The 18,691-nt window shown below is 60.3% G+C and carries 17 protein-coding genes; 6 read left to right on the top strand and 11 right to left on the bottom strand.

Going from position 1 to position 18,691, the window contains the following annotated elements; all coding sequences use genetic code 11:
• Positions 1-77: 77 nt before the first annotated feature.
• The 4 genes from KSP9073_RS10295 to KSP9073_RS10280 form a co-directional block, all read right to left on the bottom strand.
• Complete coding sequence (locus KSP9073_RS10295; RefSeq protein ID WP_108842896.1) at positions 78-1,226, bottom strand: ABC transporter ATP-binding protein; 1,149 nt, start codon at positions 1,224-1,226, stop codon at positions 78-80.
• 57 nt (positions 1,227-1,283) lie between these two features.
• On the bottom strand, positions 1,284-2,138 hold the full coding sequence (locus KSP9073_RS10290) for a carbohydrate ABC transporter permease (RefSeq protein WP_108842895.1): 855 nt from the start codon (positions 2,136-2,138) through the stop codon (positions 1,284-1,286).
• Positions 2,135-3,037 carry a carbohydrate ABC transporter permease gene (locus tag KSP9073_RS10285; RefSeq protein ID WP_108842894.1) on the bottom strand — a complete coding sequence of 301 codons (903 nt, stop codon included), beginning with the start codon at positions 3,035-3,037 and terminating at the stop codon, positions 2,135-2,137. Before KSP9073_RS10285 ends, KSP9073_RS10290 begins: the two co-directional genes overlap by 4 nt.
• Positions 3,038-3,140: 103 nt before the next feature.
• Complete coding sequence (locus KSP9073_RS10280; RefSeq protein ID WP_108842893.1) at positions 3,141-4,451, bottom strand: ABC transporter substrate-binding protein; 1,311 nt, start codon at positions 4,449-4,451, stop codon at positions 3,141-3,143.
• Positions 4,452-4,814: 363 nt separating this feature from the next.
• On the opposite strand from KSP9073_RS10280, the gene KSP9073_RS10275 reads away from it, so the two are divergent.
• Complete coding sequence (locus tag KSP9073_RS10275) at positions 4,815-5,846, top strand: LacI family DNA-binding transcriptional regulator (RefSeq protein WP_108842892.1); 1,032 nt, start codon at positions 4,815-4,817, stop codon at positions 5,844-5,846.
• 24 nt (positions 5,847-5,870) lie between these two features.
• On the opposite strand, the gene KSP9073_RS10270 is transcribed toward KSP9073_RS10275, so the two are convergent.
• Positions 5,871-8,243: a mechanosensitive ion channel family protein gene (locus KSP9073_RS10270; RefSeq protein ID WP_243409191.1), complete on the bottom strand. Its 2,373-nt coding sequence runs from the start codon at positions 8,241-8,243 to the stop codon at positions 5,871-5,873.
• A gap of 251 nt (positions 8,244-8,494) precedes the next feature.
• Between KSP9073_RS10270 and KSP9073_RS10265 the strand changes: the two genes are divergently transcribed.
• The 3 genes from KSP9073_RS10265 (at position 8,495) to KSP9073_RS10255 (ending at position 10,627) form a co-directional block, all read left to right on the top strand.
• Positions 8,495-8,758, top strand: a complete 264-nt coding sequence (locus KSP9073_RS10265; RefSeq protein ID WP_108842891.1) for a type B 50S ribosomal protein L31 — start codon at positions 8,495-8,497, stop codon at positions 8,756-8,758.
• Positions 8,759-9,119: 361 nt separating this feature from the next.
• Complete coding sequence (locus KSP9073_RS10260; RefSeq protein WP_108842890.1) at positions 9,120-9,449, top strand: hypothetical protein; 330 nt, start codon at positions 9,120-9,122, stop codon at positions 9,447-9,449.
• Between the two features lie 176 nt (positions 9,450-9,625).
• Entirely contained in the window at positions 9,626-10,627 is a 1,002-nt protein-coding gene (locus KSP9073_RS10255; RefSeq protein WP_108843373.1) for an LLM class flavin-dependent oxidoreductase, read from the top strand.
• A 24-nt stretch (positions 10,628-10,651) separates the two neighbouring features.
• On the opposite strand, the gene KSP9073_RS10250 is transcribed toward KSP9073_RS10255, so the two are convergent.
• The 4 genes from KSP9073_RS10250 to KSP9073_RS10235 form a co-directional block, all read right to left on the bottom strand.
• On the bottom strand, positions 10,652-12,889 hold the full coding sequence (locus KSP9073_RS10250; protein WP_108842889.1) for a TRAP transporter permease: 2,238 nt from the start codon (positions 12,887-12,889) through the stop codon (positions 10,652-10,654).
• A complete protein-coding gene (locus KSP9073_RS10245) occupies positions 12,882-13,451 on the bottom strand; it encodes a DUF1850 domain-containing protein (RefSeq protein ID WP_108842888.1) in 570 nt (189 codons plus the stop codon). Before KSP9073_RS10245 ends, KSP9073_RS10250 begins: the two co-directional genes overlap by 8 nt.
• 8 nt (positions 13,452-13,459) lie before the next feature.
• The gene (locus KSP9073_RS10240; protein ID WP_108842887.1) at positions 13,460-14,581 is read right to left on the bottom strand and encodes a TAXI family TRAP transporter solute-binding subunit; all 1,122 of its coding nucleotides are present in this window, start codon (positions 14,579-14,581) and stop codon (positions 13,460-13,462) included.
• Between the two features lie 181 nt (positions 14,582-14,762).
• Positions 14,763-15,512 (bottom strand): alpha/beta fold hydrolase, encoded by a 750-nt coding sequence (locus KSP9073_RS10235; protein ID WP_108842886.1) that lies wholly within the window; start codon positions 15,510-15,512, stop codon positions 14,763-14,765.
• A gap of 180 nt (positions 15,513-15,692) precedes the next feature.
• Here KSP9073_RS10235 and KSP9073_RS10230 point away from each other — a divergent pair, with 180 nt between their 5' ends.
• Entirely contained in the window at positions 15,693-15,998 is a 306-nt protein-coding gene (locus KSP9073_RS10230; RefSeq protein ID WP_133241012.1) for a hypothetical protein, read from the top strand.
• A gap of 34 nt (positions 15,999-16,032) precedes the next feature.
• Here the strand turns inward: KSP9073_RS10230 and KSP9073_RS10225 are convergent, their stop codons facing one another.
• Positions 16,033-17,493, bottom strand: a complete 1,461-nt coding sequence (locus KSP9073_RS10225) for a phospholipase D-like domain-containing protein (protein ID WP_108842884.1) — start codon at positions 17,491-17,493, stop codon at positions 16,033-16,035.
• Positions 17,483-17,734, bottom strand: a complete 252-nt coding sequence (locus tag KSP9073_RS10220; protein WP_108843372.1) for a hypothetical protein — start codon at positions 17,732-17,734, stop codon at positions 17,483-17,485. The genes KSP9073_RS10225 and KSP9073_RS10220 overlap by 11 nt, the downstream gene beginning before the upstream one ends.
• 84 nt (positions 17,735-17,818) lie before the next feature.
• Between KSP9073_RS10220 and KSP9073_RS10215 the strand changes: the two genes are divergently transcribed.
• Positions 17,819-18,604: a TlpA family protein disulfide reductase gene (locus KSP9073_RS10215; RefSeq protein WP_108842883.1), complete on the top strand. Its 786-nt coding sequence runs from the start codon at positions 17,819-17,821 to the stop codon at positions 18,602-18,604.
• Positions 18,605-18,691 lie beyond the last annotated feature (87 nt).

The following is an 18,691-nucleotide window of genomic DNA, read 5'->3' as shown; positions in this document are numbered from 1 at the left end:
TGGGCCGGCGTACTGTCCGACGTTGCAGTGCTCTGCCGGTAATGTACTGTCCTGCCAGTAATATATTGACCTGCCGGTTATGCGGTGGCCTGAGCCGATACGGCCGGATCTGTCTCAAGCCCCAGCGTCCTGTCACTGTCGATATCAAAAAGATGGACATGATCCGGGTCAAAGGCCAGTGCCAGCGTGTCACCGATCTGAACCTCCAGATGCGCTGCCAGCTGCGCCGTGACAAGCGTCTCACCGATGCGCACCTGTGCCATCGTCACCGGGCCCAGCGGCTCGATGACCTCGACGGCGCCTTCCAGCCGGCCGCTGCCGGTAAAGGTGTCTGCCTGATGCAGATGCTCGGGTCGAATGCCCAGCCAGCATCGCGCGCGCTGGCCGGCATCCCCCAGCGCCGCCTGCTGATGCGGATTCAATGAGCAGGAAAACCCTTCGCCCCTGAGCGTATCGCCCTGATAATCGGCCTGCAGAAAGTTCATCGACGGCGTGCCGATAAAGCCCGCCACGAAGCGGTTAAGCGGCCGTTCATAGAGGTTATAGGGCGTATCAATCTGCTGAATTCGGCCGTCACGCATGACTACGATGCGCTGGCCCATGGTCATGGCTTCGGTCTGGTCATGGGTAACGTAGAAGGTGGTCACGCCAAGGCGGCGGTGCAGTCGGGTGATTTCAGCGCGCATCTCGACACGCAGGCGCGCATCCAGGTTCGACAGCGGCTCATCCATCAAAAACACCTGGGGCTGGCGCACCAGTGCTCGGCCGAGCGCCACACGCTGGCGCTGGCCGCCGGAGAGTGCCCGCGGCTTGCGGTCCAGCAGATGCTCGATATCCAGAATTTTGGCGGCTTCCTGAACGCGTTTTTTCACCTCATCCTTCGGGGTTTTCTTGAGCTCGAGTGCGAAGGCCATGTTGTGATAGACGCTCATGTGCGGATAGAGCGCATAGCTTTGAAACACCATCGCGATATCACGATCACGCGGCTCGACAGCACTGACGTCCTGACCGTTGATGCGGATTTCGCCGGCCGTGTTGTGTTCAAGGCCTGCGATCATGCGCATGGTGGTGGATTTTCCACAGCCGGAGGGCCCGACCAGTACCACGAACTCGCCATCCCTTGTGATCAGGTTGAAATCCTCGACCGCATTGGCGTGCTCGCCACCCTTCTTGCCCGGCATGCTGTCGTAGCGTTTGGCCACATCCTTGAGTTCTACAATCGCCATCGGAGCGCTTCCTTTTCCAGGCGCAGCCATCCGGCTGCGCAGATGCATTCAATACGCCTACTTGACGGCGCCAAAGGTCAGCCCACGCACCATCTGACGCTGAGCAAACCAGCCCAGCACCACAATGGGCGCAATGGTCATTACCGAGGCGGCCGACAGTCGCGCCCAGAAAAGCCCTTCACCACTCTTGAACGAGGCCGTGTACACGGCAAGCGTGGCGGCATGATAGTCGGTCATGGTCAAACTCCAGAACGACTCATTCCAGGCCAGAATCAGCGCCAGCAGTCCGGTCGAGGCAAGCCCCGGCAGTGCCAGCGGCAAAATCACCCGAAACATGGTCTGGGCCGTACTGGCGCCATCGATGCTCGCCGCCTCGACGATATCCACCGGAATATCGCGAAAATACGAGTACACCATCCACACCATGATGGGCAGGTTCATGGAGGTAAACAGCATCGTCAGGCCCAGCCGGGTATCCAGAAGCCCCAACGAGCGATAGACCAGAAAGACCGGAATCAAAACACCCACCGCCGGAATGAACTTGGTCGAGACCATCCAGACCAGCGTGAAATCCGTGCGTTTTGAGGGATAAAACGCCATGGCGTAGGCCGCCGGTATGGCCAGTGCCAGACCTACCAGCGTCGAGCCCAGGGCCGTGATCACCGAATTCAGCGCGTAATGCCAGTAGCCGCTGCCCTGGGCCAGTGCGCTTTTAAAGCTTTCAAGCGTGGGCGAGAAAATGAAGGTCGGCGTCATGCTGAACGCGGTCTGTTCGGTCTTGAGCGCCGTCAGCACCACCCACAGGATGGGGAAAAACATGGTGATGCCAATCAGCCAGGCCAGCAGCGTCAGCGCCGTGCCACCGGCACCACTCTTGCGCCCGGGCGTTTTATCAACGGTGGATGCAGTCATCGTTGGCTCCCTGCGTTGAGGTTACCGGCCACAAACCGGATCAGGAATATGGCGCAGATGTTGGCCAGCACGACAGCACCGATGGCGGCGGCCGAAGAGAGCCCGATGTCGTACTGGTAAAACGCGCCCAGATAGATGTAATACGGCAGATTGGTGGTCGCCGTTCCAGGGCCGCCGCTGGTGGTGGCGTAGATCTCGGCAAAGGAGGTCAGAAAGAAAATGCTCTCGAGCATGACCACGACGTAGAGCACCTGCCCCAGGTGCGGCAGCACGATATGGCGAAACTCCTGCCAGCGGTTGGCTCCATCCAGACGTACTGCCTCGAGCTGGTCCTCTGGCAAGGACTGCAGCCCGGTGAGCAGAATCAGCAGTGCAAAGGGCGTCCACTCCCAGCTGATCATCATCACCACCGACAGCAGCGGATAGCTCGACAGCCACTCGATGGGCTCAAATCCCATCGAGCGCATTACCCACGAGAACAGCCCGTAGACCGGATCCAGCAGCATGTATTTCCAGATCAGGCCGGTGACGACCGGCATGACAAAAAACGGTGAAATGGCCAGCGTTCTCGCGATGCCCCGACCCACGAAGGTGCGATTGAACAAAAGCGCCAGCGCCAGTCCCGCCACAACCGTGATTAAAAGACAGGTCGCCACCAAAAGCAGCGTATTGAGCAGCGCGTCCCAGAAAACGGGATCGGTAAAGAGCAGTTCGTAGCTTAAAAACCCGGCGAAGCCTCGCATGTCCGGCATCATCAGGTTGTAATCCTGCAGCGAGTAGTAAAGCGTCATCGCCAGCGGAACGATCATCCAGATCAGTAGAAACAGCACGGCCGGCGCCATCAGACGTCGGGTCGGCGCTCGCCGTTTGGGGGATGCATTGGTGGGAGAAGCACTCATGTCACGGGCCTCGATTGGCGCAAGTCATCAACGGAGGAAACCACGCGGGCAGGCCCGCGTGGTCGTGCGTGTTACCAATAGGCAGTCACCGGTAATGGCTCGACTACTTCCTGGTGACCTCGGCGCGACGCATCAGCCGTTCCGTGAAGGCCTGGGCCTGTTCAAGGCCTTCATCCACACTGCTCTGACCGCTCAGGATACCGGCCATGATCTGACCGACCCGCGTACCGATGGCCTGAAACTGCGGGATACTAATGAACTGAATGCCGGTGTAGGGCACGGGTTCAGCGGTCGGATGCTCCGGGTCGGCGCTGTTGATGGCCTCCTCGACCAGTCCGGCAAAGGGCGCGACTTTCTGATACCCCTGGCTCTCATAGGTTGATTCACGCGTGCCGGGCGGCACCGACAGCCAGCCATGAGCATCGGCCACGCTCTGGATGTAGTCGGCAGAGGTTGCCCAGTCCACAAATGTCTGCGCTGCATCAGGTTTTTTGGCGGATTCCGGCACGGCCAGTGCCCAGGCATACAGCCAGCTTGAACCGGCCTCGGTGGTCTCGTGCGGCGCCTGAGCAAAGCCCACCTGATCGGCGACCTTTGAATTATCCGGGTTGGAGAGGTAGCCCGCTGCGACCGTTGAATCGACCCACATGCCGCACTGGCCGTTGGCAAACAGCGTCTCGGACTCGGTAAATCCGTTAGAGGTCGAGCCCGGCGGGCCGTACTGCGTCAACATGGTCTTGTAGGCATTGGCCGCATTTTTCCACTGCTGGGATGTCAGCTGCGGCTCCCACTGCTCGTTGAACCAGCGCCCGCCAAAGCTGTTCACCATGGTGCTGAACAGCGCCATGTTTTCCCCCCAGCCCGGCAGGCCGCGCAGACAGATGCCATAAACTCCGTTTTTGGGATCATGCACCTTCTGGGCAAAGTCCTGCATCTGACTCCAGGTCGGATGATCAGGCATCTCGATGCCGGCCTTTTTAAACAGATCCTTGCGGTAATAGGTCATCGAGGATTCTGCGTAAAACGGCAGCGCATACAGCTTGTCATCCACGGAAAGGCCCTGACGCACGCTGGGGATCAGATCATCGACCTGATAGCTCTCCGGCAGGTGATCCATGGCCTTGAGCCAGCCGTTTTTGGCCCAGATGGGCGTTTCGTAGTTGCTGACGGTAATAACGTCGTACTGACCGCCCCCGCTTGAAATGTCGGTGGTGATCTTCTGGCGCAGCTCATTTTCAGCCAGCGTCACGTAATTGACCTTGATATCCGGGTGCGCCTCGTTAAAGGCCCTGGTCATCTTCTGCATGGTGACCATATCGGGATTATTGACGGTCGCTACCGTAATCGTGGTTTGCGCCTGAGCAACGCCGACACTTCCAATCCCTGCCAACAGCATGATCCATGACGTTTTCATTGTAATGCCTACCCTGGTCATTGATGGACTTCCCATGGCAGGAAGTCGTTCCATTGCGGGGCACCAAACCTTTAATTTTTATCATTTGGTGTCATTCGCATCATTGCTCCATCGTCAAGCAGTAATGAACTTCAATCAAGCTGACAATTTTTTAAAAAACGCATTTCAAACAGTTAGTTATTAAAATCATGACCAATTGATAATCATGAGTAGAAAAACAACAAAACTATCGACCGACGAATGTCTCCCCTGCCATGAGCAACTTTCAGACGGCATTAATGACAAAAAATGATAAATAAAAAGCAGGGTCACACGGTCTGGCACCACCGGTGACCGCCTCTGAACAGACACGGCGGGAAGGTCATGGCAAAGCCCACATCAACGGGAACGGGCAGGGTTCGACTCAAGGATGTCGCGCTGGCAGCCGGCGTCAGCCCGATTACGGTGTCGCGCGCGTTCAGTACGCCCGGGCAGCTGCACCCGCAGACCTGCCAGCGAGTGCTCGAGGTAGCCCGGTCGATGGGATATGTAGCAAAACAGCGCCCAGCCGAGCACGCCAACAAACGAGCGGTGATTGGCGTGATTAATCCTCAACTCAATAACCCCTACTTCCATGAGCTGGCCTGTGCCTTCAGTCAGCTGGGGGAAAGTCGCCAAATGGATGTGCTGATCATGGACTCGCATGATTCGCCCGCCCAGGAAGCGGCGGCGGTGGATCGGCTGATTGCCTGCGGCGTGGATGGCATTATCCTCACGGTCATTTCTGCCGACAGGCGCTATCGACCGGCCTACTTCGAGCGTCTGGAAAAGGCGGGCATCGCCGTCATTCTGGTGGATCGCGAAGTGACGGCGCCCCATTATGGCGGCGTCTATATCGACAACCTGGACTGCGGCTACCAGGCCGGAATGTGGATGAAGAGCCAGCCGATCAAGCGGCTGCTGATTCTGTCGGGCCCGTCGGATTCCATGGTCACCATCGGGCGGGTGTCCGGCCTTCGTGAGGCACTGGCTGGCAGTCCCATCGCGCTTGAGGTGCACTACGGCGATTTTTCCATGGCGCCTGCCGAGCACTTTTTAAACGAGAGACTCAAGCACCCCCCGCTGCCCGATGCCCTGATCGGCATCAACAATCAGATCACGCTGGGCATTCTGGCGGCCTATCGACGGGCCGGGCTGCCCTTGCCCGAACAGCCGGACGGGCCACGCCTTTTTTGCATCGATGGTATTGCTCGCGCAGAGCTGCTGGGCATCGACCTCCCCTCGATCCACCATGACCTTGTGACCATCGCCACCCAGGCCATGGACCTTGTCGAGGATGCCCTGCGCTCCGGCAGCCGCCGTGGGTCTCGCCAAGTGGTGCGAGGTCATCTTCACCTGCCGGGCGAGACCGGTTAAGCACGCCGGTTCAGGAGTGCGCCGTCAGGGACGCGAGGGCGCATCGCCCTGAGGACTGCCGTCAGGTGTGCCATCGGTATCAGCGTCTTCATCCCGTGACTCGGGCGGCATGGCGACCACATCGTGATCCTCACGCGTCCCGGACGGGCGCACGCCGCGCAGATGCTCCAGCAGCCCATCAAGATTTTCCAGATGGATGCTCTTGCGCGGCACGGCCAGATCAAACCCCTCTTCATCCATGCGACGCTTGAGACGCAGGTTGAACTCGCGCGTGACTTCCCACTGCATGACCGGGGCGGTACGAAAACGGGCACGCACGATGGCCGAGCCTTCGGTAAAGCTCTCCACGCCCTGCATTTCGAGCGCCGACCAGATCTTGAAGCGAAACAGCGGGTCGTTGCGCATGCCGCCGGCCGTCTCCTCGATCATCTCGATGGCCCGGTCGATGGTCATGCGCTGAGGCACACGCACCCGAAACATGGCGTAGCCGAACTCGCGTGAGTAGTTCTGCACTGCCTTGATCTGGCTGAAAGGCACCGAATGGACGATACCGTCCAGATCACGCAAACGAATGGTGCGCAGGCTGAGCTTTTCGACCGTCCCCAGATTGCCGCCCACATCGACAAAGTCATCAATGGCCAGCGTATCTTCCACCAGAATAAAGATGCCGGTAATCAGATCCTGCACCAGCGTCTGGGCGCCAAAACCAACCGCCAGACCGATCACACCGGCACCGGCCAGCAGCGGCGTCACGTTAACGCCCAGATTGGCCAGCGCCACGATCGAGCCGATCACCACGATGGTGACAAACACCACGTTGCGCATCAGCGGCGTGATGGTTTCAGCCCGGGCACGGCGTGCGCGTCCACGCTGGGAGCGTGACGTTGACGTCATGGCGCGATGGATCGCCGTATCGGTCAGAATCCAGATCAGCCAGCAGATCAGAACCGTCAGCCCGATACTGATCAGAGGCTGTGCGATGCGCTCGCCCACCCCACCGGTTCGCCCGAAATTGAGCAGCGAAAAGCCCCAGGCCTGGGCGGCGCATTCGGCAAAGATGACCCAGCAGGCCAGATGACACAGCACGTAGCCAAACCGGGTCAGACGCCGAATATAGAGCGAACGTCTTGGCCGCTGGCGTACCTGCTGACTGTTGCGGCGCAAAAGGCCGGTCACGATCAGGGTCACGATCATGAGAGCAGCGGTCAGAATCGCCCGGGCAAAGACCGAGCGCACGTCACCGCTGTAGGTCAAAATGGCCAGCAGCGAGGCGGCCACGATCAAAAGGGCCGGAATGTGCCAGACCCGGCCCAGCACCTGGATCAGATCGCTGACGGCGCCGCCCTGCTGGCGCTGGCTCAGCGGACGATTGCGAATCAGATGGCGAATCGGGCGCCGAAAACGCACCACGAAAAATCCGGTCAATACGACCGCCGTAATATTGACCACTTCAGCACTGAAACCGGCCAGTGCGTTGCCAAGTGCCTCATTGAGCAGGGTGGCATTGAGGGCATCGCCCAGCGCCGCCACGCTGCCGATATAGAAAAGCGGCCAGGCTGCCTGCTGGCGCAAAAGACGCAGCGCCGTGCGGCGATGGCCCCAGGAAAACAGCGAAAAGACCACCTCACACACCGAGGCAAACACCATGCCACACAGCGCCGCCCACCCCAACGTGGTCGCCAGTATCATGCCGGGGGTGGGGCCCATTCGAAAGGTCATGACCAGAGTGGCGGCAAAGGCGGCGCCCACGGGCAGCAGCCGTCTCAGGCAGTAGCGCATCAACATCACGGCGGTCGGCTGCTCGGGCAGACGCAGCGCCACGCCATAATGTTTGCCTACGGCACGAATCAGCAGATAAAGCAGCAGCGCTGCGACCGCCTGCACGGTGATGGTGAGCAGGAAATCACGAATCAGCGACCAGCGACTGGCCGGGTCGTCAAATCGTTCCGAGAGATCCTTCAGCGCATTGTTGGCACGTCGCTGCCAGTTTTGAATCAGGCTTCGCCCTTCTCCTTCCTGACCGGTCACCTGCTCGAAAGTGGTCGCCAGCGCCCCCAGCAACCCACGCCCGGAAGCCCCCGGCGTCCCATCGGCGCTGTCGCTGTCGATGCGGGCCTGGCTGGCCTCGCGCAAATCACGCAGGCCCTTGAGCAGCGAGTCGCGCTGCTCGCTGCTTTCAAGCGTCGAGATCAACTGATCCAGCGAGTCGCGCATCTGCTCGGGAGACACCTGCTCGCTCTTGCCAGCGCCCTCCTTGCCACCGCCGCCCAGTCCGGCGAGTTCGGCCGCCGAGGCATGGGCCTGCGGCACCCCCGCCAGCATGATCAACACCAGCATCACCATTGCGCCCATACGGCGCATGGCCGTCAGCGGCCAAAGCCCTGTTGTCGCCTGCATTCCCCGATATTCCTTTGCACTCAACCGGCAGGCAGCGTGACCTGGTCGAGCCGGCCCCACAAGTCATGACCACCAATCGTGGCCGAATCTCCGTCCATCCCGCTGATCAGAGGCGAGCGCCGGAGCCCTGAAAGCCCTGAAAACTGCTCTTCCGGGTCAGGCCGGGTCGGAAAAGGTTGAAAAAATATTGACGCTGGCTCATCATACCCGGCCATTAAATTTGGCTGACCAACATCTTTCCGGAGCGCGCCATGAAAGCAGGCATCCATCCCCAGTACCGTACGGTGATCTTCCATGACACCAACGCTGATACTCACTTCAAGATTCGTTCGACGGTAAGCACCAGCGAAACCATCGAGTTTGAAGGCGACACCTATCCGCTGGTACGTCTGGATATTTCTTCTGCATCACATCCCTTCTATACCGGCCAGCAGCGTCAGGCCAGTTCTGAAGGTCGTGCTGCACAGTTCCGTCGTCGCTTCGGCAACTTCGGTACGCGCAACAACGCCGAGTAAGACTCCGGGCGCGCTTCGCCCGTGCAATACGGCCCTGTTCGGTCCGATACTCCGAACACAGCAGCGCTCCTGTATGCCCGAAAGAGTTTTTCTTTCGGGCGTCAGGGCTGCCCCGCATGACCTCGAACGACCCGTATTTCTTCAACGCCTCGTGTTTTCCGAAAGCCCGCTTTCTCTCTCGACAGACCCTGTTTCTCTCTCGATAGACCTTTTCTTCTCTCTCAATATCCCCTTGTTTCGCTCTCGACAGACTGCCCCTGACACAAAACTGAATCACGCCGGCGAGCATGAACCTGCCACAAGCGCTATTGTCTTATGATCAGCCATTTTGATTCAGCCACTACCCGTGAGGAGTGTTTACATGGCAGAACAGAGTTATAACGCCGCATGGCGCATGGCCGAAGAGATGAAGTCACGCGCCCGGACCGCACAGCCCTCCCGTCAGCCCGGCGCGTTCAAGATGCTGGGTGCGTGGATGGTTTTTGGCATTCTGCTGATGCTGGGCAGCGTACTGGCCCTTTTCTTTATCCTGCTGGGGTGGGCCATGATGCCGCTGGTACGCCACAGGATGAAAAAACAGGCAGGCCGACAGGGTCAGACTTGGCAGGGCCATACGAGCGCGGCCGGCGGACATGCCACGCTGGAAGGGGAATACGAGATTCGCCGCGACCAGCACGCACAGCATCACTGATCGAACGACCCTGACCCGTTCTGGAAAAGCCGGCGCCGCCGGCTTTTTTGTGGCCGGTTGTCCCGCCTCGCCCTTGTGGCACTTGAATTATCAGTGCTGCGCCCAGACCTCACACGTAATAAGCCTGCTAATGATATGCTGACAGCAACGCTTTCCCGCAATTGACAGAGGTCATCATGTCCCTACTTGCCAATACCCGCCTGTCCGTACTGGATCTGGCGCCCGTGCGTCAGGGCGGCACCATCGCCGAGACCTTTGACAATACGGTGACTCTGGCACGTCATGCCGAGGCGCTGGGCTATCACCGTTTCTGGCTGGCCGAGCACCACAACGCCGCCGGTATTGCCAGCGCTGCCACCTCGGTATTGATCGGCCATGTCGCCGGCGCGACGTCGACCATCAGGGTCGGTTCCGGCGGCGTCATGTTACCAAACCACCCCCCGCTGGTAGTGGCCGAACAGTTCGGCACACTGGCCACGCTCTATCCCGATCGCATCGATCTGGGGCTGGGCCGCGCCCCCGGTACCGATGGCGCCACCATCGCCGCGCTGGGCCGCAACCCGCAAAGCGGTGTGAGCGACTTTCCCCAGCAGGTCGCAGAGCTCTCCCGCTATCTGGGCGATGAGCAGCCCGGACAGCGTGTCAGCGCCTGGCCGGGTCAGGGCACCCATGTGCCGCTCTGGTTGCTGGGTTCCAGCGGCTATAGCGCCCAGCTTGCCGCACATCTGGGGCTGCCGTTTGCCTTCGCCGGACAGTTTGCGCCGGGCTACATGATGGAAGCGCTAAGACTGTATCGGACACAGTTTCAGCCGTCAGAGGTGCTAAGCGAACCCTACGCCATGGCCGGCATTCCACTGATCGCCGCGGACACCGATGAAGAGGCGCAGTATCAGGCCACCACCCAGCAGCAGAAATTTTTGTCGCTGATTCGAGGACGCCGTATTCAGCTGGCGCCGCCGGTGCGCGAGATGGACTGGAGCCCTCATGAGCAGGCCGCCATTTCCAACAACCTGGGGGCCTCCATCGTTGGCGGCCCGGACACCGTTCGACGCAAACTTGAAGCCTTTATCGAGCGAACCGGAGTTAACGAGGTGATGATCAATTCGGACTTCTTCGAGCATGCCGACCGGCTGCGCAGCTACGAAATTCTCGCCGACATCCGGTCGGGCCGCCGGTAAGCGACCCGACCGGCTCAGTGGGTGTCAGACAGCACTGTCTGACACCCCTGATGGCGCCCTCCCCGCCAGCGCTCGATTGGCCACAAACACGATGACGGCGATCGCCGCCCCGGCAATGTCGGTCCAGATCCCCGGGAAGATCAGCATCAATGCCCCAACAAGCGACAGCAGCCGCATGATCATGTTGACCTTCGTCCACAGATAGCCCTCGGCGGCCACGGCCAGCAGCGTCACCCCGGCCACGCTGGTCACCAGCACCATCGTGATATTGGCAAGTGTGGAATCGATCATCAGCATTTCATGTGCAAACACGAACATGAAAGGCACCACAAACCCGGCAATGGCCAGCTTCATGGCCTGGAAACCGGTGGCATTGGGTGAACCACCGCTGATGCCAGCACCGGCATAGGCCGCCAGCGCCACCGGCGGGGTCAGGTTGGCAAAGATGCCGAAGTAGAAGACAAACATGTGCGCCACAAATACGGCCGTCTCATTGCTGCCCGAGAGTTCCCGGAACAGCGGCAGATTGAGCAGAATCGGCGCGGCCATGGTGCTGGTGATGATATAGGTCGGGATACTGGGCAGGCCCATGCCCAGCACGATCGACGCCAGCATGGTCAAAAGCAGTGTGACCATCAGCTGCAGGGTTGGACTGGGAATCTGTGAACCCAGCGCCACCACGGCATCGGCCGCTTCAAGCGCAATACCGGTCAGTGTAGCGACCCCTACGATGATGCCCACGGCACCACACGCCACGGCCACCGGAATGGCATTGCGAATGCCCCCTTCCATGGCGTCGACACAGTCACGCGCGGTCATGGTTTCGGCAACAATGCCTTTTGTAGCCCGCAGCACATTAATGGCCACCGGCACTACGATCACTGCCAGCAGCCACAGCCGACCGGCGGAGATATCCGGGATACCACGACCTACCATCAGCCCTTCCAGCTGGGGCTGAAAGATCAGCGCCAGCAGAATCAGCGACAAGCCGATTACCACGCGACGTGTACCGCAGATCAGCACCGTGGCGCCGATCGACCAGAAGGCAGCGAAAAACGGTGCCCGCCCGTCAGCCAGTAGCCAGATCAATACCGCCATGGGCACCAGCAGATGTCCGCGCTCGACCATGACCGCCCGCACCGGCGAGAGCTGATCACGCGGAATGCCCTTGAGACCGTTGCGCAGTGCACGCAGGTGCACCTGAATCAGTACGCCCAGATAAAAGAGCAGCGCCGGAATGATGCCGGCGAGCATGACCTGGGTATAGGGCACTGACAGCACCTCAGCCATGATGAAGGCCGCCGCCCCCATGATGGGCGGCAGGATCTGCCCGCCGACACTGGCAGCCGCCTCCACGGCGCCGGCAAAGTTGGCCTTGTAGCCGGTCTTTTTCATCAGCGGGATGGTAAAGGCACCGGTCGTGACCACGTTGGCAATGGCCGAGCCGTTGATGGAGCCCAGAAACCCGCTGGCAATCACTGCCACCTTGGCCGGCCCCCCGCGGGAATGCCCCGCCACCGCCAGCGCCAGGTCGTTAAAGAGCTGGCCGAGCCCCGACTTGCCCAGAAAGGCGCCAAAAAGGATGAACAGGATGATATAGCTGGCCGACACGGCAATGGCCGAGCCCAGCAGGCCTTCAGTGATGTAGACCAGATGCGACATCAGCTGACGACCGATGGCCATCAGAATGTCGGGGTTGAGCTCGGGGTAAAACGACAGGCGTGCATAAATGCCGTAGGCCAGAAAGGCCGTGGCCAAAAGCGTTAGTCCCCAGCCGGTCACACGCCGGGTGGCGTCCAGCACCAGCACAATGGCCACGATCCCGATCACCATGTCCAGATCGGTGATGCGCCCGGCGGCCAGAATGATCCGCTGAGTAGAAAAGATCATGTAGATGCCGATACCGATGGCGACCAGCGCCAGAATCACATCGCGAACCGGCACCCGGTCACGCGCGCCCTTGCGGGTGAAGGGGTAAAGCACAAAGGCCAGCGCCAGCAGCGTATACAGGTGAATACTGCGCTGCTGAATATCGATCAGCGGCCCGGCCGTTGAGGTGTAAAGATGAAAAATCGCCAGCAGTACGGCCAGAACGGAGACCACGCGGGCAAATAATGTCGGCAGGCTGTGACGTATGGCACTTTCGCGGTCGTATTTTTCCAGCAGCGCAGGGTCCAGTGCCGCGCTGTTGTCCCCGCCTGCCAGACCGCCGGTCAGCTCGGCGCCATCACGCTTTTCACCCGACGCATTCCGGCTATCCATGTTTGTGTTCATGCTGTTCTCTCGAGACCGACCCGACATCCTGTTGGCTGCGGGTCATTCGGTGCCACCACGGGCGCAACAGAGCCCCAATTACCAGCACCGGTGGCAACCGTTGTTGTTGGAAATGCAGAAGCGGTGCCGGCCCAAGGGCGGCAAGATCGAAGCAGTGCCCGCCGTACGTCATGCGATAGTGCTCGCGCGAGGCCGCCTGTACCAGCATCGGATCTACCGACCGATGAAGGTCATCCAGCACGACCCAGCCGTGCTCCAGACGACTGGGGCGACCGGTATCCGGCACACCGGCACCAAAGGTCTTGAAGCGGCTGCGTACCACCTCGATGCCGCCATGGGACAGCTCGAAGGTTTCGATCCAGTCCTCACGCTCGACCGAGTGCTGCCAGCGCAGTGAAAACCGTGTGCCATCATCGCCGGAAAACACATAGCGCCGCTCGGCGGCGCCTTCGGCGTGAAGCTCGCTGACCACCAGCCAGGGCCGGGGCCAGCAAAGCACCAGCAGCAGTACCAGTGCATACAGCACCAGCCAGCCGTGACGACGGGACACGTATGGGCTCAGGTGGCGTTGTGTTCGGTGGTCCCGTTGTCAGCAGCGTCGCTGTCAACGGAATCACTCTTCTCGGCGTGACTATCCTGAGCGCTGTTGTGGCGACTGTCGTAATAGCGCTTTGCGCCGGGATGCACCGGCAGGACCAGATCCTGATCCAGCGTATCGGCGCCAACTTCTCGCAGCGCCCCCACAGCCACCTGACCGGAGTCGAGATACTCATCAAAGCGACGGGCCAGATCCTCGGCCACATCATCACGCATGCTGGCCGGCGCAATCAGAAGGTTGCGGATCGCCACGGTATTGACCGGTTTGGAAAGGTTATAGCGCTCGGCAGCGCCGGCAGGAATGGTGTAGCTCTGGTAGTAGGGATAATCCTTCATCAGCTTCTGCGCAGTATCGCCATCAATGTTGACGAACCTGATGTCGCGGCTTTGCATCAGACCGGTAATGTTGCTGTTGGGCACGCCAGAGGTGAAAAAGGCAGCGTCCAGATTGCCGTTACTCATTTCGGTCACGCTGTCGGCATAGCCGGTATGGCTGACGCGCGCCAGATCGTCGTAATCGAGACCGGCCGCCGCCAGTGCAATCTTGGCACTGGCTTCCACACCCGAGCCGACCTGGCCGACACCAATACGCTTGCCGGCCATATCCCCGATGCTTTTGATACCGCTGTTATCAAGCGCCACGATCTGCACCACGTTGGGGTACAGCCCTGCGATGGCCGTGATATCGGCAGGATTGTTTTCGAACTGGTTCTGACCGTTGACGGCGTCATAGGCCACATCGCTCATGACGATGGCCAGCTGATTCAATCCGTCCTGGATATTTTGAATGTTTTGTACCGAAGCACCGGTCGACACGACCTGTACGTTGCTGACCACCGGACTGGCCTCGAGCACCGACTTCAGCGCGCCACCCAGCGCGTAATAGGCCCCCGAGGTACCGCCGGTGCCGAATACCAGCTGAACCGGATCCGCCGTGGCATCACTGCCGGCGTTCTGGCTGTCAGCGCTGTCCTGCTGGGCATTTGCACCGTTTTCAGCCTTCTGGCTGTCGCTGTCATCGCTGCAACCGCCCAGCATCAGCAGTGCCAGTGAAGCTGCTATCAGTCCGCTTTTATAATTCATGGTGCCATCCCCTGATTCATTGGTATTCGCACGCCCTTATCGATCAGACGCTGTCATGCGAGGTCAATGTATACAGGGGCAATGTCGTAACACAATGTACCGGACGCCCGAGAGGCGTCAGGCATGACATCCATTGGTCGTATTGCAAAAGCGACAGCCATCGTTCTTTTGATCAGCGGTGCTAACCGGCGTGCACGGTAAAGTCAGCAATCAGGTCGGCCAGCGCCTTTGGCATCTCCATTGGCAGCAGATGGCCGTGATCAGGTATGACCTCAAGGCGAGGCGCGGCGAACTGCCCCAGCACCAGATCCTTTTGTGTCTGCGGCGGTAATGAGGGGTCCTGATCGCCCACGACAATCAGTGTGGGATAGTCCAGCACACCGACTTCCCTTGAGAAATCCTCGCGACTGCCGTGACGCGGCCAGGCCTGCCAGGCTTCGGGTGAGGCACGCATGGCATCGTCCACGGCGTCACGATAGCGCGCGGGAGAAAGACTCCGGGCGATCGCGCCATCAATAAAGGTCTCGGCCTGGGCACGACTGTGATCAAAGGCCTGCTGGAACTCGCGCTCCTCGTCGCTGACCGGCTGCGGGCCGGCCGGCGCCGGTGCGACCAGCACCATCGACACCAGCCACCGGGGCCTTCTGGCCGCCAGCACCATGGCCACCTTGCCGGAAAAGGAGTGGCCGATCAGCACCACCCGCTCAAGGCCCAGCGCATCAATGGTCTGCTCGACCTGATCCGCCATGGCGCAGGTATCGAACCCTTCACGGTCTGCCGCGTCGCCGAACCCGGGCAGGTCCAGCGCAATGCAGCGATATTCCGGCCCCAGATGCTCGATGACCTCGAGCCATTCCCGATGTGAATTGCCGAAAAAGTGCATCATGACCAGTGCAGTCTCGCTCTGGCCCTGATCGATCAATGGCAGCATGTTATCTCCCTGATGCAGGCGTTGAACATTTGCGTTGAGCATAGCCGGCCTCGCCACATGTGACACAGGGATGTGCCAGCAAGGGATTGTCGAGGACGGCGCAGGCATGTCTATACTGATGCTTATGTCCGACAAACGCCGGTGATGCCGGTACCTTCGTCGAACGGCCAAAGAGGATGCATGCCCATGAATGCCAGCGGTTATATTGTCGCCAGTGACAGCGCCATCATTGGCGTTGGAGAGACCATCAAGGAAGCCGCCAGCCAGGCGCTTGAATGGAGTGATGATTACGAGGGCGTCGAGGCGCTGATCGAGGACATGGAAAGCGATCTTGAAAAGGCGCACGAGGAAGATGGCAAGCCCTACCTGCGCCGCGCCACCGCCGCCCTCATCGACGCCGTGGAGAAAGGGGGTACGCCGGAGCAGTGGACCATCATCGACAATATTGCCTGTACTGCCGAAGAAGCCATAGAGCACAACAGCTAACGCACGCCCCCTTCCCCTCTTTTTCGATACTGCTCTAGAGCAGTCGCCGAATGCCCGGCAGGCCGCCCAGCCATTTTTGAGCACGGGCCGACAGACTGCCGGGCTCCTTCAGCAGCCGGTGCGCCCGATTGTTTTCATCCACAATCAGCCACGAAAGCTGGCCCTTGTCATCCTGTTCAACCCTGAAGCTGCTGGCCGGACTCAGGGCCCGCTCGATCACGCCGTCAAGCTGCGCTGCCAGCCCCTCATGCTCCACCCGCAGACCCATTTCGTTGTTCCACCAGGTGGAGCGCGGGTCGATATTGAACGAGCCGATAAAGAGCTTTTTGTCATCCATGACCATGGCCTTGCCATGCAGACTGGACGCCATGATGCCGAAATGGTGCTTACGGCGTCGGCTCGGCTTGTGGCCGTGTCGCAGCTCATGCATGTGCGCGCCCCTTTCCAGCAAGCGTGCCCGCCAGGGCGCATAGGCGCCATTGACCACCGGCGTGTCGTTGGCCTGCAGCGAGTTGGTCAATACGGTCACGCCCACCCCCCTTTCCAGCAGCGCTTCAATATCGATCACATCGCGCTCACTGGGCACAAAATAGGCCGAAACAATCTTTATCTGCGCTTGCGTGTTGGCCACCATCGCCCCGATGGCAGGCCCCATGATCAGCTCACGGGACGGGTATCCCGGCTGACATGGCTTGTCCGGATGGTCCCAGTACAGCTCGCCTTTGGCCTGAACCAGCTCACCCAGGCCCTCTTCCAACGCGCGCTGTTCACCGTGATGGATGGACAAAAAGGCAGAATCTGCCAGTTCCTCGCCGGACAGCTGTTGTTTGAGCATTTCGCGCAGGGCCTGCCAGTCATGATCCGGCGCTTTGGGCATCAGAGACGTCAGGGTGTGGACGCAGCGGCCGTGCCAGTACTGACGAAAGCACTCGCGCATCTGCTCGGCCACGTGACCGTCGGCCACCAGCATGTCGAGATCGGCGAAATTGTGTTCACTTTTCGTGATGAAGTAGTCATCGCCAAGGTTACGCCCTCCCGCGATACCGACCATGCCATCCACCAGCCAGAGCTTGTTGTGCATGCGCCGATGTGCCCGGCGAATGGTCAGCGCCATGGCCAGTCGATGGCTCCAGGTGTAACGGCGCCAGAAGGTGACCGGGTTAAAAAGACGCACTTCAATATTGGGATGGGTCTGCATGGCCCGCAACATGCCCTGCACGCTGATGGCGCTCATGTCATCCACCAGCATCCTGACCTGGACGCCGCGTTCGGCCGCGGCAAGAAGCTCGGCCATTAACACCCGGGTCGTGGTGCCGTCCTCAAGGAGATAGCTCAGGCTGTCGATGCTGTATTCAGCGTAGCGTGCCAGATGGGCACGCACTTCAAAGGCCTCAAGGCCATCGGACAGCAGGCGCATGCCGCTGCTGTCACTGGACGCCTGGCCATGCTGCTTTGCCCAGCGTCTCAGGGCACCGGCACTCATATCATTGGTCATGAAAGGACTCGTGGTCGCGACGCTTCAGCGACCGATTGCGGTAATAGCGACGCAGCAGAGCAGCGTAAAGCGCTGCCACGAGCATGGCGACCAGGACAAGGCCCTGGGACGGACGTTTGAGATGCTCAGGCAACAGGGTCTCAAAGAGCACGATCAGAATAAAGCCGATCGCCTGGGCTGAAATGGCCACGATACGTGGCGTATCACGACGGCGAGCGCGTCTGGCGCGGGAATCGGGCATGAAAATCACCGGCAACAACATGGATCAGCAAGCATGGCCGGACACGCCGGCCCGACCAATTCTAACGCATGATGGAAAAAACGAATGGATCTCCCTGATAGTGCCATGTTCTTTTTGTCTCCGGCACCACTGGCCGTGGCCTGTGCCACGATAACGCTATTAACGGCACATCTTGTCAGCCCTTCAGCGCGGGCCACGACGACATTCTGGTCACTGGGCGCGCTGGCGTGCTGGCCGACCGGCGCTGCGCTATGGGCATGGCTTGCCGGCAGCTGGTCTTTTGAGCGCTCGTGGCAGGTGCCGCTCTGGCAGGCCGGTTTTGCTCCCGCTGGCGGCTTGCTCGCCCTGCTGTTGTGGACCCTGTGGTCGTGTCGCCGGCGCCCCGCGCTGAAGGGGAAACTGTGCCTTGTGCTCATGATGGCCAGCGGTCTCTGGTGGGGGCTGGAACAGTGGCGCACGGATCTGCTCACGCCGCTCGCCGGGCCCCTGCCAGCGGTGACGCTCGAATCCCTTGAGGGCCGTACGGTGACACCGGCCAGGACAGCCTCCGCCCATTACGTTTTACTGTGGCGCAGCGACTGCCGCCCCTGCCGGCAATGGCTTCAACGACTGGCCGAGCAGCCCGCCGGACATCGCCCGGAGCTGACACTGGTCAATCAGGGCGAACCGCTTCTGGCCGTGCTTCGTTATCTGGATCAACATCCTGACCAGCGGCTCGGCCTTGAGGATACGTCCCTGCTGCTGGATCCCGGACAGCGCCTGCTGGCCCTGACCGGGCATCGCCGCCTGCCGGTACTGCTGCATGTGGCGACGGACAATACCCTGACGCGCGCTCATGATCTGTCGGTGATGACCGCCGCCATCCCCTGATGGCCGTGACACATGCTCACATCAGTGCCCCTAACCCCTTCTCTTTTGGTTAAGATAGGCCCCTTTTCAAGGGTCAGGGCTGATGGC

Origin of the sequence: Kushneria phyllosphaerae (assembly GCF_900312995.1) — a bacterium.
GTDB lineage: Bacteria > Pseudomonadota > Gammaproteobacteria > Pseudomonadales > Halomonadaceae > Kushneria > Kushneria phyllosphaerae.
The sequence above is the reverse complement of the archived record's forward strand: the minus strand, read 5'-3'. Positions and strand labels throughout refer to the sequence as shown.

Bases quoted from the DNA above. Each gene is read 5' to 3' on its own strand.
- KSP9073_RS10290 (WP_108842895.1), bottom strand. From the start codon at position 2,138: ATGACTGCATCCACCGTTGATAAAACGCCCGGGCGCAAGAGTGGTGCC.
- KSP9073_RS10240 (WP_108842887.1), bottom strand. From the start codon at position 14,581: ATGAATTATAAAAGCGGACTGATAGCAGCTTCACTGGCACTGCTGATG.
- KSP9073_RS10285 (WP_108842894.1), bottom strand. From the start codon at position 3,037: ATGAGTGCTTCTCCCACCAATGCATCCCCCAAACGGCGAGCGCCGACC.
- KSP9073_RS10250 (WP_108842889.1), bottom strand. From the start codon at position 12,889: ATGGATAGCCGGAATGCGTCGGGTGAAAAGCGTGATGGCGCCGAGCTG.
- KSP9073_RS10220 (WP_108843372.1), bottom strand. From the start codon at position 17,734: ATGCCCGATTCCCGCGCCAGACGCGCTCGCCGTCGTGATACGCCACGT.
- KSP9073_RS10260 (WP_108842890.1), top strand. From the start codon at position 9,120: ATGGCAGAACAGAGTTATAACGCCGCATGGCGCATGGCCGAAGAGATG.
- KSP9073_RS10270 (WP_243409191.1), bottom strand. From the start codon at position 8,243: ATGCAGGCGACAACAGGGCTTTGGCCGCTGACGGCCATGCGCCGTATG.
- KSP9073_RS10235 (WP_108842886.1), bottom strand. From the start codon at position 15,512: ATGCTGCCATTGATCGATCAGGGCCAGAGCGAGACTGCACTGGTCATG.
- KSP9073_RS10225 (WP_108842884.1), bottom strand. From the start codon at position 17,493: ATGACCAATGATATGAGTGCCGGTGCCCTGAGACGCTGGGCAAAGCAG.
- KSP9073_RS10295 (WP_108842896.1), bottom strand. From the start codon at position 1,226: ATGGCGATTGTAGAACTCAAGGATGTGGCCAAACGCTACGACAGCATG.
- KSP9073_RS10255 (WP_108843373.1), top strand. From the start codon at position 9,626: ATGTCCCTACTTGCCAATACCCGCCTGTCCGTACTGGATCTGGCGCCC.
- KSP9073_RS10215 (WP_108842883.1), top strand. From the start codon at position 17,819: ATGGATCTCCCTGATAGTGCCATGTTCTTTTTGTCTCCGGCACCACTG.
- KSP9073_RS10275 (WP_108842892.1), top strand. From the start codon at position 4,815: ATGGCAAAGCCCACATCAACGGGAACGGGCAGGGTTCGACTCAAGGAT.
- KSP9073_RS10280 (WP_108842893.1), bottom strand. From the start codon at position 4,451: ATGAAAACGTCATGGATCATGCTGTTGGCAGGGATTGGAAGTGTCGGC.
- KSP9073_RS10265 (WP_108842891.1), top strand. From the start codon at position 8,495: ATGAAAGCAGGCATCCATCCCCAGTACCGTACGGTGATCTTCCATGAC.
- KSP9073_RS10230 (WP_133241012.1), top strand. From the start codon at position 15,693: ATGCCCATGAATGCCAGCGGTTATATTGTCGCCAGTGACAGCGCCATC.